General features: G+C 66.9%; 12 protein-coding genes and 1 pseudogene. 8 read left to right on the forward strand and 5 right to left on the reverse strand.

All coding sequences use genetic code 11. The annotated features are described in order from the left end of the window. Positions 1 to 4 precede the first annotated feature (4 nt). Positions 5 to 1657: a CocE/NonD family hydrolase gene (locus ACKY0X_RS13890; protein WP_409426507.1), complete on the forward strand. Its 1653-nt coding sequence runs from the start codon at positions 5 to 7 to the stop codon at positions 1655 to 1657. On the opposite strand, the gene ACKY0X_RS13895 is transcribed toward ACKY0X_RS13890, so the two are convergent. Then, on the reverse strand, positions 1604 to 2383 hold the full coding sequence (locus tag ACKY0X_RS13895; RefSeq protein ID WP_409426508.1) for a DUF5642 family protein: 780 nt from the start codon (positions 2381 to 2383) through the stop codon (positions 1604 to 1606). The genes ACKY0X_RS13890 and ACKY0X_RS13895 overlap by 54 nt on opposite strands. Beyond that, on the reverse strand, positions 2356 to 2679 hold the full coding sequence (locus ACKY0X_RS13900; protein ID WP_409426509.1) for a hypothetical protein: 324 nt from the start codon (positions 2677 to 2679) through the stop codon (positions 2356 to 2358). The genes ACKY0X_RS13895 and ACKY0X_RS13900 overlap by 28 nt, the downstream gene beginning before the upstream one ends. A 297-nt stretch (positions 2680 to 2976) precedes the next feature. On the opposite strand from ACKY0X_RS13900, the gene ACKY0X_RS13905 reads away from it, so the two are divergent. Both ACKY0X_RS13905 and ACKY0X_RS13910 read left to right on the forward strand, forming a co-directional pair. Next, on the forward strand, positions 2977 to 3339 hold the full coding sequence (locus ACKY0X_RS13905; RefSeq protein ID WP_409426510.1) for a hypothetical protein: 363 nt from the start codon (positions 2977 to 2979) through the stop codon (positions 3337 to 3339). A 36-nt stretch (positions 3340 to 3375) separates the two neighbouring features. After that, positions 3376 to 3672 (forward strand): annotated as a pseudogene (locus tag ACKY0X_RS13910) (hypothetical protein); the annotation flags it as partial. Between the two features lie 21 nt (positions 3673 to 3693). Here the strand turns inward: ACKY0X_RS13910 and ACKY0X_RS13915 are convergent. Beyond that, a complete protein-coding gene (locus tag ACKY0X_RS13915; RefSeq protein WP_409426511.1) occupies positions 3694 to 4992 on the reverse strand; it encodes a lipase family protein in 1299 nt (432 codons plus the stop codon). A gap of 590 nt (positions 4993 to 5582) precedes the next feature. On the opposite strand from ACKY0X_RS13915, the gene ACKY0X_RS13920 reads away from it, so the two are divergent. From ACKY0X_RS13920 to ACKY0X_RS13935, 4 genes are read left to right on the forward strand one after another with little or no spacing between them, the layout of a single operon-like run. Next, positions 5583 to 6797: an acyl-CoA dehydrogenase family protein gene (locus tag ACKY0X_RS13920; protein WP_409426512.1), complete on the forward strand. Its 1215-nt coding sequence runs from the start codon at positions 5583 to 5585 to the stop codon at positions 6795 to 6797. After that, complete coding sequence (locus ACKY0X_RS13925; RefSeq protein ID WP_409426513.1) at positions 6797 to 7939, forward strand: LLM class flavin-dependent oxidoreductase; 1143 nt, start codon at positions 6797 to 6799, stop codon at positions 7937 to 7939. Before ACKY0X_RS13920 ends, ACKY0X_RS13925 begins: the two co-directional genes overlap by 1 nt. Positions 7940 to 7952: 13 nt before the next feature. Then, entirely contained in the window at positions 7953 to 9083 is a 1131-nt protein-coding gene (sfnG, locus tag ACKY0X_RS13930; protein WP_409426514.1) for a dimethylsulfone monooxygenase SfnG, read from the forward strand. Further along, positions 9080 to 10282, forward strand: coding sequence for an acyl-CoA dehydrogenase family protein (locus ACKY0X_RS13935; protein ID WP_409426515.1), 1203 nt, complete (start codon positions 9080 to 9082; stop codon positions 10280 to 10282). Before sfnG ends, ACKY0X_RS13935 begins: the two co-directional genes overlap by 4 nt. A gap of 13 nt (positions 10283 to 10295) precedes the next feature. Here the strand turns inward: ACKY0X_RS13935 and ACKY0X_RS13940 are convergent, their stop codons facing one another. After that, positions 10296 to 10847, reverse strand: coding sequence for a DUF1802 family protein (locus ACKY0X_RS13940; protein ID WP_409426516.1), 552 nt, complete (start codon positions 10845 to 10847; stop codon positions 10296 to 10298). A gap of 33 nt (positions 10848 to 10880) precedes the next feature. Between ACKY0X_RS13940 and ACKY0X_RS13945 the strand changes: the two genes are divergently transcribed. Beyond that, positions 10881 to 11636: an enoyl-CoA hydratase gene (locus tag ACKY0X_RS13945; protein ID WP_409426517.1), complete on the forward strand. Its 756-nt coding sequence runs from the start codon at positions 10881 to 10883 to the stop codon at positions 11634 to 11636. Positions 11637 to 11696: 60 nt separating this feature from the next. Here the strand turns inward: ACKY0X_RS13945 and ACKY0X_RS13950 are convergent, their stop codons facing one another. After that, the gene (locus ACKY0X_RS13950; RefSeq protein WP_409426518.1) at positions 11697 to 13406 is read right to left on the reverse strand and encodes a hypothetical protein; all 1710 of its coding nucleotides are present in this window, start codon (positions 13404 to 13406) and stop codon (positions 11697 to 11699) included. Positions 13407 to 13546: the final 140 nt, after the last annotated feature.

A 13546-nucleotide genomic window follows, 5' to 3' on the forward strand; every position in this document is an offset into this window, starting at 1 on the left:
TCGCGTGGCCGCCACCAGCTCGCCGCGCCTAGCCGATGTTGTGGTGAACCGGGCGCTGCGGCGACTGCCGCCGCCCACCACCGGCTATACCGTGCGCCGGGAGCAGGTCCCGATGCGCGACGGGGTCCAGCTGCGCGCCGATCACTATCAGCCGACCGGCGACGTGACCGGCACCCTGCTGGTGCGCTGCCCCTACGGCCGCAAATTCCCGTTCTCGCTGGTGTTCGCCCGGATGTACGCCGCCCGCGGCTACCGGGTGATTCTGCAGAGTGTGCGCGGCACCTTCGGCTCTGCCGGCGTGTTTGAGCCGATGGTCAACGAGGCCGCCGACGGTGCCGACACCGTGGCATGGATGCGTACCCAGCCGTGGTTCACCGGGTCGTTCGGCACCATCGGGCTGTCGTATCTGGGCTTCACGCAGTGGGCATTGCTGGCCGACCCGCCTCCCGAGCTGAGCGCGGCGGTCATCACCGTCGGGCCGCACGATCTGTACCAGTCGACCTGGGGTGCGGGGTCATTCGCGCTCAACGACTTCTTGGGCTGGAGCCACATGATGGCCCACCAGGAGGTGCGTCCGCGGATCCGTGCCGGGCTGCAGCAGCTGACCGCGCAACGCAGGGTCAAACGCGCCGCGGCTGCACTGCCGCTGGGTTCGGCCGGCCGGGCCCTACTGGGCGGCGGCTCGCCCTGGTACGAGTCCTGGGTCGAGCACCCTGATCGCGACGACCCGTTCTGGGACAGGATGCGTTACCCGGTGGCCCTGGAGCAGACCCAGGTGCCGGTGCTGCTGCTCAGCGGCTGGCAAGACCTGTTCTTGGACCAAGCCCTGACCCAGTTCCGGACATTGCGCGACCGGGGAGCCGAGGTGGCCTTGACCGTCGGCCCGTGGACCCACACCGAGATGCTGACCAAAGGATTGCGCACCGTCACTGCGGAATCCCTGGACTGGCTCGGCACTCACCTGGCCGGCGTCGACGGGCCGTCGCGGACCAGCCCGGTGCGCGTCTGCGTCACCGGCGGCGGGCGCTGGCGTGACCTGCCGGATTGGCCGCCCGCGTCGACCGACCGAAGCTGGTGGCTGCAGCCCGGCGGACAGCTGGGCGACTCCCCCGTGGCCGACGGTACGACAGACTCGGCGAGCTTTCACTACGACCCGGCCGACCCCACGCCCACGGTAGGCGGGCGGCTGCTGGCCCCGGGTGGCGGCTATCAGCGCGACGACGTGTTGGCGCGCCGCGGCGACGTGCTGACCTTCACCGGGCAGCCCCTGACCGAGGATGTCGACGTGCTCGGCAGCCCGGTGGTGGAGCTGGCGCATTCCAGCGACAACCCAAACGTCGACGTGTTCGTCCGGGTCAGCGAGGTCGACGCCCGCGGACGCTCACGCAATGTCAGCGACGGCTACCGCCGGCTCAACCAGTCCGCGGGGACGGTCCGGATCGACCTGGACCAGGTCGCCCACCGCTTCGCTGCCGGTTCCCGTATCCGGCTGCTGATCGCCGGCGGCTGCCATCCCCGGTTCGCACGCAATCTGGGCACCGACGAACCCGCGATCAGCGGCGCCGCTCAGCGACCGGCTACGCACACCGTCCAGCTGGCCGGCTCACGACTGCTGCTGCCCGCGGACCGCCGAAACGGCTTTGACCAGCAGGTCTGACATCAGCCTTTGCGGGTCCAGCTGCGCATCCGCACTGCCCATGACGACCACTGACGTTCGATCGTCGAGCGCCGCCGTATACAGGTAGTCGGGATCCTCCTCGGGGCCCTCGACGCTCAGCTTCACCCCGGTCGTGGTGACGCCGGCGATGGCAGGGGCCGGGATACGCTCCACGGTCCCGGTCGCCTCCGGCGAACCGGCCAGCGAGATCCGATCACAGCCCGCCGGTTCAGCCTCGACCGCAACGGGATTGGGTGATCGCAAGGCGACAACGTACATGTTGCCCTGATCTCCCTGTCCGATCACACCGGCGGCTTCGGTGCCGACCGTCGGATCGACATACGGCGGGATGACCACCGACCTGCACTGCGACGGATCCACCTGGGCGTCGGTGAACGCCGCGACGGCGGACCCGTCGATGTCGGACTGCCCCAGCGTCTTTGCCTGGTGGGCCTGCGCCGTGAAGCCTTGCGGAAAGTCGTCGGCGACGGCGCCGACTCGTGCGATGTCGTAGGGAGCCGGGCTGGGCTCGGCGGCGGGATGCTGGGACGCAACCGGACTCGCCGCGGGAGCGACTTCGGTGCTCGCGCCGCACCCGGCGAGGGTTGCCCCTACGCCGAGTGCGGCGGCAAGTACCAGTCCGGGTTTGGCGGTAAGCCGCCTACCGCGGTCGAAACGTGGCATGACCGAAGCCCCGATCACCACCACCACCACCAGCGATGCCACAGGTGATGGTGGCGCCACCAGTGGTGGCCCCACCACTGCGGCATGGGTGCCATGCGTAGGTCGGTGGCGAACACGGTGTCCGCCGGTGCGCGGTCGATACCGAGGCGATTCCCTAACCCGGCCGGAGGGCCGACCTGGTTCCCGGCTACCTGGACGGTGGCAGGCGGCGGTGCCGCAACCTCCCCTGGGGAGGCCTGCGCCGGTCCCGCAGGGCCGACCAAGAGCGCGCCGGCGATTGTGCCGGCACTGATCGCTCCGGCTGCCACGCGTCGGCACGAATTCCGCGAAATCAACATGATTTCCTCTCCCTTGTCAAGATTCCCGAAATTATCTTGATATTCGGAGAGTAGCACCGGCGAAGGCCACTGAACAACCGTCGGATTGACAATTTTTCTGCGCTCCGACATTTTCATGTTTAACGCGCCACCCCCAGCCAGATCCCTACTATTATCGCTGGTAAATAGCCATCTACTGAACTACTGAACCACTGATTCACGCATGTCCGTATTTAATGTAATCATGACCGATCAAGTGCGTCTAATATTTCTCTAACCTTGCATTGATAACGACGCAAACAATTGCTATCGAATGAATTGACCTTCGATCTGGCAACGCTGCAAGCAGGCGACCCCGATCGTGAGCACCGGACCGTGGCCCTGCTAACTCCGCACCACCTGGTGATCGCCGTGCGACCTGAGACCGTCACTCTCACCGCCGGCATCGCCCTGACAGCCGACTCCGGCATCAGCGTCGTCGCGCAGTGGTCCGGCACGCTGGCGGACCAGGCGATCGACGGGTGCTACCTCGCCCTCGGCGACGACCAGGACGGCACGTATTCGCTGGCCAGCTGCGCAACGCCATCGCTGAAGCGAGGGCCCACCGAGTTTGCCACCGCGGCGCTCAGGCCACGACGGATGCCTGTCGCGACGGTTGACGGGTTACGCTGGCCTGAGTAGCAGGGTGAGGTTCCACCGCAACCGAAGGTCTACACAATGAGCACTGCCAGCGATTCCCTCAATAACCGCAGTATCGGCGCCCCGGCCACCGGCTGGGCACCGACTCGCGACACCGGGATGAAGCCGACTGAGCCAATCCCGCTGCGTCAGACTCGAACCCGACGCACGGTCGATCTGTCGCCGGCCCAACATCGCGGGCTCGACCTCTGGCAGCGCGACGCCGCCGACCGGGTGGGATGTGCCCGCATCACCGGTCAGGAAGTCATGACGGCGCTGATCGACCAACTGCTCGCCGATCCGGAACTCTCGGCACAGATCATTCGGACCCTGCGGTCGCCGCATCGCGACAGAACGTCACTCGGCCAGGATTGCCGAGCAGTTCGAGTTGGTCGAGACACCGTTGAAGCGATCGCTGACCCACGCCATACTCCGTTCACCATCGACGAACTGCGGCAACAGGATGTTGATGTCCATCTTGTTCAGGAACGGAGGCTGTTCGTTGGTCCAGAGTTCGACATCAGCGCCCAACCTGCACCAGTCGCGCGCGGTGTCATGGGCCGACGTATAGGGGGCCAACGGATCCCAGCGGTTGTGCGAGATATATACCGGTCCCTTGGGTTTGATGTTTCCAACCCGTTGCGCGGCAAAGATCGTCTTCAGCGGTTCGGCCGTGGCGAGTTCATTCAGGTCGTCCTTGAACCAGAACTGCAGGTGACGGAACGCGTAGTCAACACCGCCCTGCACCAAGCAGGTGTGCCCGCTCCAGTCCAGCATCTGGACTCCGCGCGGGGTCAACGCATCCCAAATGGCTTGGTCGGTCTCGGGATACGACGCCTGAATGCCGCGCAACAAGTAGCCGGCGAGTACAGCCAAGAAGTTGCCGTCGACGCCGGGAATCGCCTCGACCACGTTGCTGAGCGGCGCGTTGGCGTAAGTGCCCACAACGTTGAGCTCTGGCGCGTACGTCGGGGCCAGCTCGGCAGCCGACAACGAAGCCTGCCCGCCGGAGGCCCACCCCCAAAACGCGACCGGCCCGCGCGGATCGAGCGATGTGCCCGGCAGCTTCTGGGCTGCGCGGGCCGCGTCGATCAGCGCGGTGCCGGCAGCAACCCGATTCAGGAACTGGGGCGACTGCGGTCCATGCGTGCCCAGCCCAACCCCATCGGTCACCACGATGGCGAACCCACGCGCCAGCAGTGTCGCAATGAAGCCCTCTTCGTAGTTGAACGTCAGGTCGAATCCTTGCGAGAAGTGGATTCCCTGGTCGAGTAGTCGCGACGGGGCGCACTGCTCACCGACCCCGTACGGCCCCGTCGCGTAGGCGATCAGGGGACGCGGTCCGCGTCCCGGCCAGGGCACGTCGGGCTCGATGTAAGCCCCGGTGACCGCAACGGGATGCGCCTGAGCATCCGTGCCGCGGTACATGATCCGCGTTCCAGTCCCGACGAAGGCACCTAACTGACCCGAGGGCTCCAAAACCAGCCGCAGCGGCTCGCTTCGAATCAGGTCCCCGGGGCTTCCGGCCGGCAGCGGAGCCGGCGGTGTATAGAACGCTTCGTATTTGACGTCGTCGGCGTTCGCCACCGGGCCAGGTATCAGGCTCAGCCAACCGGCGGCCACCAGGACCGCGGCCACCGCCGCTGCCAGGTGCACCCGCACCTTCCGGCCCGTTACCGGACTGACCGCTGACTCCGAAACTCCGCAATCGGTGCGCGCCCGCCATCGATGGATCACTCCGGACAAGTCATCACGATTAGTCGTAAACCTCATTGGTACTTCCCTTTTGGACGCTTGGACCGTCGGCACAGCTAGACCCGCATGATCACCGGGCGTCGGACGGCGATTCAGGACGGAAGCAAAATTCACTCCACGCCGAGAAGCAACAGGCTGCGCAGTAGTACTCAGAGGTCACAAAGCTGTGAACAGCGGCTTAGCATTCGATAACGATTACGTCCGCGCCGAACGAAAACTGCTGCGCCAGCGACTACATCGGGCGCAGGGATCCCCGACCGGCAGTCCGCCGCGCCCCGAGGCGCACCCTCGCTGCTGTCGCCCGCTGAATATCGGCGCCAATTCGAATCGCTTTGCTTTTAGCTCGCCGAAACAGCATCGGCACTGCTCAGCAGCGGTCGGCCGGCGCGCCCGGCCGAAGCTCATGGTGGCCGGGACCGACTCCGCCGCGTTGTATCTCGTGACAACGCCAGACATCCGGTGTGCCACTTAGTCTGTCCAAGGAGTTCCCCATGACCGTCGTCACCGAGCGGCCGGCCGTCAGCGGCCAGACCCTCGCCAACGTGCTTGCCACCGCTGACCGGGTCGCTGAACAGCTGCGCCAGACCGCGGCCGAGCGCGACCAGGCCAACGCGACACCGCGCGCCGAGATCGAACTGCTGCGCACCAACGATCTGCTTCAGATTCAGGAGCCGGTCGAGTACGGCGGATCCGGGCTGGACTACGCGCAGGCCTCGCTGGTCGCCAGGCGGATCGCCCGCGGCGACACCTCGATCTCCCACCTGCTCGGCTATCACTTCGCCCAGACCCGGGTGGCCCGGCTGTTCGGCACGCCGGCGCAGGCAGATGCCCAGTCGCGTCGCAACGCCGCCGAGAAATTGTTCTGGGGCGGCATCCAAAACCCGCGTGGCAGTTCGGGATTGGTTTTGACCCGCGACGGAGATGGCTTCCTGCTCAACGGCAGCAGGACCTTCGCCAGCGGCGCGAGCACGGGTGACCAGCTCTCGGTCACCGCATTGCTGGACGGCACGCAGGTCTTCCTCTCCCTCGACGCCCGCGGGGGCCGGCAGGGTTTCACCTTCCTCGATGATTGGGACAACATCGGCCAACGCCTTACGGATTCCGGCGGGGTCCGCGTCGTCAACGCGCGCATCGAACATCACGAGGTACTCGGTGAGGAACCGTTCACCGGTGGCACCCTCAGTCCGTACCAGACACTGATCACCCCGCACTGGCAGTTGGCCTTCGTCAACTTCTACGTCGGCACCGCCGAGGGCGCACTCACCGAGGCGTTGGCTTGGACCAGGGACAAAGCCACCCCATGGGAGTCCTCGGGCGTAGACCGGGCCACCGACGACCCGTACATCCTGCAGACCGTCGGCAAGCTGGTCAGTCAGGTACGGGCCGCAGCGTTGTTGGCCGACCGGGCCGGCGATGCGCTGCAGCAAGCCATCAACCTCGGACCCACGCTGACCGAGGACCAGCGCGCCGAGGCCGCGATCGCCGTGTACGAGGCGAAGTATCTGTCCACCGAGGTCGGATTGCGCACCGCCAGCCGACTGTTCGAGATCCAGGGCGCCCGAGCTACCACCAGTGCCTACGGCTTCGACCGGCATTGGCGCAACCTGCGTACGCACACCTTGCACGACCCGGTCGCGTACAAGGCACGTGAGGTCGGTGACTGGGTGCTCAGCCACCGGCACCCCGAGTTCTCGCTCTACCGCTGATGGCTATCACGCTGCATTGGTTCCTGCCCACCAACGGAGATTCCCGCAGCGATCTGAGCCTGGGGAACGCCGTCGGGTCGGCAGGCAGCCGCGCGAACCCCTACGGCGCCGACCGCGCCCCAGACCTGGACTACCTACGTCTGGTGGCGGGTGCGGCCGAGAAACTCGGGTTCACCGGAGCCCTAACTCCCACCAGCAGCTGGTGCGAGGACGCGTGGGTGTTCACCGCCGCGCTCAGCCAGCTCACCACGCGATTCAAATTTCTGGTGGCCTTTCGTCCGGGGTTGCAGGCACCGACTCTGGTGGCCCAGGCGGCGGCAACCTTCCAGCGCATCTCGGGAGGCCGGCTGCTGCTCAACGTCGTCACCGGCGGTGACGACGCTGAGCAGCGGAGGTTCGGCGACGACTTGGACAAGACCGCGCGCTACGCCCGCGCCGCCGAGTTCCTGGCGGTCTTCCGGCAGCTGTGGTCGGGAGATCCAGTCACGTTCCGCGGCGATCACCTCTTCGTGGAGGACGCGACCATCGTGCCCGCATCGACCTGGCCGGAGATTTATCTCGGCGGGTCCTCGGCCGCAGCTATCGACGTGGCCGCCGAGCACGCCGATGTATACCTGACCTGGGGCGAACCACCTGCGCAGGTCGCCGACAAGCTCGATGCGGTTCGCCGGCGGGTCAAGGACATCGGTTCGGCGCGAGTGGCCTCGGGAAAGCTGCGATTCGGGATCCGACTGCATGTCATCAGCCGGCCCACCGCGGCCGAGGCGTGGGACCAAGCCGACCGATTGCTGGCCGGCCTACGCCCCGAGCAGATCCAGCGTGCCCAGCAGATCCAACAGAAATCCGGATCGGAAGGTCAGCGACGGATGACTGAGCTGCACGGCGGGCGGACCGATCAGCTCGAAGTGTCACCGAACCTGTGGGCCGGTGTGGGATTGGTGCGAGGCGGCGCGGGAACCGCACTGGTGGGCAGCCACGAGGAGGTCGCCGATCGCATCGAGGAGTACTACCGCCTGGGACTGGACGAGTTCGTCCTGTCGGGCTACCCGCATCTGGAGGAGGCGTTCTCCTTCGGGGAGGGGGTGCTGCCGATTCTGGCCGAGCGTGGCCTGCTCGACCCCGTTACCTCGCTGACAACGTAAGGAAGACAAGGCAATGCCGACCAATGCCCCGACGCCGCTGAGTTTCGCCTACTGGGTTCCCAACGTCAGCGGTGGACTGGTCACCTCGACGATTGAGCAACGCACCGACTGGAGCTACGACTACAACGTCGCCTTGGCGCGGATCGCCGAGGAAGCCGGCTTTGAGTACGCACTGACTCAGGTCCGCTACACGGCCAGCTACAGCGCCGAATACCAGCACGAGTCGACCAGTTTCAGCCTGGCCCTGCTGCTGGCCACCCAGCGGCTCAAGGTGATCGCCGCGGTGCACCCGGGGATTTGGCAACCGGGCGTGCTAGCGAAGTGGCTGGCGACCGCCGACCATCTGTCCAACGGACGGGTGGCGGTCAACATCGTCAGCGGCTGGCTCAAGGACGAGTTCACCAAGCTCGGCGAACCGTGGCTCGAGCACGACGAACGCTACCGGCGCAGTGCTGAATTCATCCAGGCGTTGCGGGCGATCTGGACCGAGAACCCGGCCAACCTGGCCGGCGACTTCTACCGCATCCGCGACTTCAATCTGCAACCCAAGCCGCTTTCCTGGGATGGCCGGCCCCACCCGGAGATCTTCCAGGGCGGCAACTCCACCGCAGCCCGCAACAACGGCGGACGCTTTTCCGACTGGTATTTCTCCAACGGCAACGACTTCGACGGGGTCACCGCGCAGTTGGCCGACCTTCGCAGGGTCGCGGCCGATTCCGCCCGCGCCGAGCCGCCCCGTTTCGGCCTGAACGGCTTCGTCATCGTGCGGGACACCGAGGCAGAGGCAAAAGAGGTGCTGCGCGAGATCATCGCCAAAGCCGATGTTCCCGCGGTACAGGGGTTCGGCGCGGCGGTGCGCCAGGCCGGCGCGTCGACCACCGACCAGCGGGGCATGTGGGCGGACTCCAGCTTCGAAGACTTGGTGCAATACAACGACGGCTTCCGCACGCAGTTGATCGGCACCGCCGAACAGGTCGCCGAGCGCATCGTGGCCTACCGGAAGCTGGGCGTGAATCTGATCTTGGCCGGGTTCCTGCACTTTCAGGAAGAAGTCGAGGCGTTTGGCCGCGACGTGCTGCCGCTGGTGCGGGAACTGGAGGCACATGCCGGTTTGGCGCCCGTACCTGCGCCGGCACTGCCGTGACCGGTTCGACAGCCGCATTGGGCAGCCACGCCGACGCCGTCGCTGCCGCGGAGGCCTTCGCGGCCGCCGTGCGTCCGGGCGCGGCTGATCGAGACCGCGCCGGGACCGTCCCGCGCGTCGAACTGGCCGAATTCGACCGTTCCGGTCTGGCGGCGATCACCGTCCCCGCCGCGGACGGCGGAGCCGGTTTGGGCCCGGTGACGCTGGCCGAGGTGATCAGAACCATCGCCGCCGCCGATCCGGCGTTGGCACAGATCCCGCAGGGCCACTTTTTGGCCATCGATATCCTGCGCCTGCTGGGCACGCCAGAGCAGCGCCGTCGACTCCTGCCCGCAGTCACCGAGGGCGGGCGCGTTGCGCCGGTGCTGGCCGAGCGTGGCGGTACCCACGCCCTCGATCTGAAGACCCGCCTGGTTGCCGACGGCCCGGGCTGGCGTCTGGACGGGGTCAAGTACTACAGCACCGGTGCCATCACCGCCCGCTGGCTGGCCGCCAGCGCGCTGGACCCCGACGGCCGGTTGGTGCTGGCGCTGGTCGAACGCGACCGTGCGGGGGTGGGCATCGGCGAGGACTGGTCGGCGATGGGTCAGCGTTCCACGGTCAGCGGCACAACCACTTTCGACGGGGTGCACGTCGACGCCGGATTCGTCGTGCCGTACTGGACAGCGTTCACCGAACCCCAACTGCTCGGTGCGCGAGCCCAGTTGGTGCACGCGGCCATCGAAGCCGGGATCGCGCAGGGGGCCCTGGCCGATGCGGCGGAGTTCGTGCGAACCCGCAGCAGACCGTTCGCCGAGGCTTACCGGGCTGACCATGCGCCGACCGCCGCCGAGGACCCGAACATCCGGTTGCGGTTCGGCCGGTTGGCCACCCGCAGCCGAGCAGCCGTGCAGCTGCTGCGCTGGTCGGCCGGCGTCCTCGATGAGCTGGGCCTGGTCCCGGCCGGCCCCGACACCGCCGCACACGGGTCGATCGCGGTTGCCCAGGCCAAGGCGTTCGCCAGCGACGTGGCCGTCGACGCCGCCAACGAGCTGTTCGCGTTGACCGGGGCCAGCGGAACCGATCTCAAGCACGGATTGGATCGGCACTGGCGCAACGCCCGCACACACAGCGTGCATGATCCGGTCGATTGGAAGTACCACCACATCGGAGCATGGGAGCTCGCCGCTGTTCGGCCGCCCAATCACGCCCAGATCTGACCCGCGGGGCCGCTCAGCCGACGGTGTCGCGGACCCGGGCGGTCACCGACTCCAGCTGTTCGGCGGTGAACACCGGGGCACCCAACTCCGGGTCGGTGATCGGTAGCTGCACCCAACTGGCGCAGCCGGCATAGTCGGGGCTGCGCGGCAGCCACACCGGTGCCGACAGCGGGAACACCTGGATCACCAGCGCCGTCAACCGATGTTTGGGCCGAAAATCCAGCCGATCGGCGCGAACCGATTCAGCGGTCCAGATATGTAAGTCCGCAATGTCCTCCAGCGCCTCGGGCCGCTCGACGGGCAGCGCCGCAACGACTTTCGCAGCGGCCCGGACCACAACCTGCTCGGCGGTAGAGTCGGCGGAGGCCGGCGCGAGCAGATCGCGGTGCTCGGGACGGACCCGCTCGGCGTGACTGTGTACCGATGTCGGGAACAGCAGGAACTCATCGGCGCTGACATCGAAGCGCTTCTCGTGAATGCCGCCTTTACGCAGCAGGATTCGTTGCCGGCCGGCCAGCAGCGCGGCAATGACAGCGCTCCACTCCTTTAACGCCATACCGTGCATTCCGCCCAGCGTAGCCGGGGTTACGGTGAACCGGTGAGCGACGACATTCTGCTGGTCAAGACACAGGACCGCATCCGCACCCTGACCCTCAACCGCCCGCAGGCCCGCAATGCGCTGTCCGGTGCGTTGCGTGAGGCCGTCTTCGGCGCGCTGGCCGATGCTGACGCCGACGACGATGTCGACGTGCTGATCCTGACGGGTGCCGATCCGGTTTTCTGCGCCGGGTTGGACCTCAAAGAGTTCGGCGAATCCAGTGGACTGACAGATATTTCCCCGCAGTGGCCACCGATGACCAAGCCGGTGATCGGTGCCATCAACGGTGCGGCAGTCACCGGCGGGCTCGAGTTGGCGCTGTATTGCGACGTCCTGATCGCCTCGGAGCAGGCCCGATTCGCCGACACCCACGCCCGCGTCGGTTTGCTGCCGTCCTGGGGCCTCAGTGTCCGACTCCCTCAGAAGGTCGGCGTGGGCTTGGCCCGCCGAATGAGCCTGACCGGCGATTACCTCTCGGCGGCCGACGCGCTGCGGGCTGGCTTGGTCACCGAAGTGGTGCCACACGACGAGCTGCTGACCGCGGCGCTGCGGGTGGCGGCGTCGATCGTCGGCAACAACCAGGCCGCTGTGCGTGCGCTGCTGGCCTCCTACCATCGCATCGACGAGTCGCAGACCGCCACCGGGCTGTGGATGGAGGCGGTGGCGGCCAAGCAGTGGTTGCAGACGGTGACCGGAGCCGACGTCGCCGCCAACCGGGCGGCCGTACTGGAACGTGGGCGCGCCCAGGTGCAGTGACAAAACACGTCCCGGGCGGCGCTTGCGCACCGCCCGGGACGTGTTTGTTGAGACGAACTTCTAGAAGTCGAGCCCCAGGAACGCAGCGCCCGGGTCCATCAACGCCGAGGCGTCGAAGCCACCGAACAACCCGCTCAGGTCGAAGTCGCCGAACGGAGTGACGAAGGTGTCGGTGATGGTGCTGTCGGCGCCGTCCAGCCCGGGGATGGCGGAGTAGACGTTGGCGAAACCGCCACCGAGGTTCAAAACGCTGTACACCGAACCGATCTCAGGCAGGTCCGCAGCGTCGCCGTCACCGGGCGTCACACCATCGATGACGAACTCCGTGGTGGTCAGGCCCAACAACTGGGTGACGGTCTCCTGCGCGTGCGCGGTGCCGAGCAGCTCGCTGCCGTCGTAGATGTTGAAGTCCTGCGACGTGATCGGCAGCGGGAAGTAGGTGCCGCCGAGGTCGAGGCCGGGGGTGCCGCCGCCAATGTTGAGGAACGGCAGCGCACCGACCGTCTGAAAGACCGGAGCGAATCCCGAGGCGGCGTCGGCGCCGGACCCGGTGAAGGGGTCGAAGGTGGTGCCGCCGATGGTGAAAGCGTCCTGGCCCACGGCGCTGTTGCTCAAGGCGTCGAACGCGGCTCCCGGGTCCATCGAGATCCCGGTGGCCATGCCACTGAACAGCCAGCTCAGGTCCATGCTGCCGAACGGGGTCACGAACGTGTCGGTGACAGTGCCGTTTTCGCCCGGGGTGGCGACGTAGACATTTGCGAAACCGCCACCGAAGTTGAACGCGTCGTAGATCGTCCCCGCAGCCGGCAGGCCGTCTGCGGTCTCCGAACCGTCGGTGACGACGAGCTGGGTATTGGTCATGCCCAACAGGTTGGTCACGTCCACCGCTGTGTTGATGGTGCCGATCTGTGTGGCGTCGTCACCGGTGCCGCTGTACACGTGGAAGTCCTGGGAGGCCAGCCCGTTGCCTTGGTGGCTTGGGTCCCCCAACGATGCGCCGCCGATGGCCAGCAGGGGCGCCGCGCCGCCCAATGCGGTGATCGGCGAGAATCCCTCCTGCGCCGCGTCGCCGGTTCCGGTGAACGGGTCCAGGGTCAGGCCACCGATGGCGAAGGCGTCCTCGCCGCCGCCCGACGCCCCGGCCTGCAGCGCGGCGAACGCGTCGCCCGGCTGCAGCGGATCCGCCGCATTGAAGCCGGCGAACATCGAGCTCAGGTCCATGCTGCCCCACGGCGTCACGAAGGTGTCGGTGACTGTCCCGTCCTCGCCGGGGGTGGCCACGTAGACATTCGCGAACCCGCCACCGAAGTTGAAGACGTCATAGACCGAACCCGTCACCGGCAGATCCGCCGCCGAACCGCCGGATGCGGCGGTGACGTCCGTGATGGTGAACTGCGTGTTGGACAGACCCGCCAGGTTCGTGACCACCACGCTGGAATTGACGCTGCCCAGGCTGGTGCCGTCGGCACCGTACACCTCGAAATTCTGGGGAGCGGTCGGCAGCAGACCACCGGGGCTACCACCGCCCAAGGTCAGCAGTGGCGCGGAGCCGGTGAGCGGATGAACCAGCGAGAACCCCTCCGCACCGGTGGCCTCGTTGAAAGGATCAAACGTGTATCCGCCGATCGTGAAGGCGTCAGCACCGGTGGCACTCGGCGCGACGACATCGTCACCTGGTCCCGCTACGGCGACCGCCGCCTGCAAGAACGCCGCAGTAAGCAGCCCGCCCCCGGTGGCCAGACCTGCGGCGATCAGTCGGTAATGCATCATTGCGCGCTTCCCCATCTCCGTCGATTTCCCAAGCCAATGGGTTACACCGCCAGTGCCAGGCGTGTGCAACTGGTAACAACGCGCAGAACGCTACCCGCGAGTAACCTAAATGTATAGATAGGCTGTGTAGGTTTTTCCTG

This window comes from Mycobacterium sp. SMC-11, assembly GCF_046250095.1.
GTDB classification, from domain to species: Bacteria; Actinomycetota; Actinomycetes; order Mycobacteriales; family Mycobacteriaceae; genus Mycobacterium; species Mycobacterium heraklionense_A.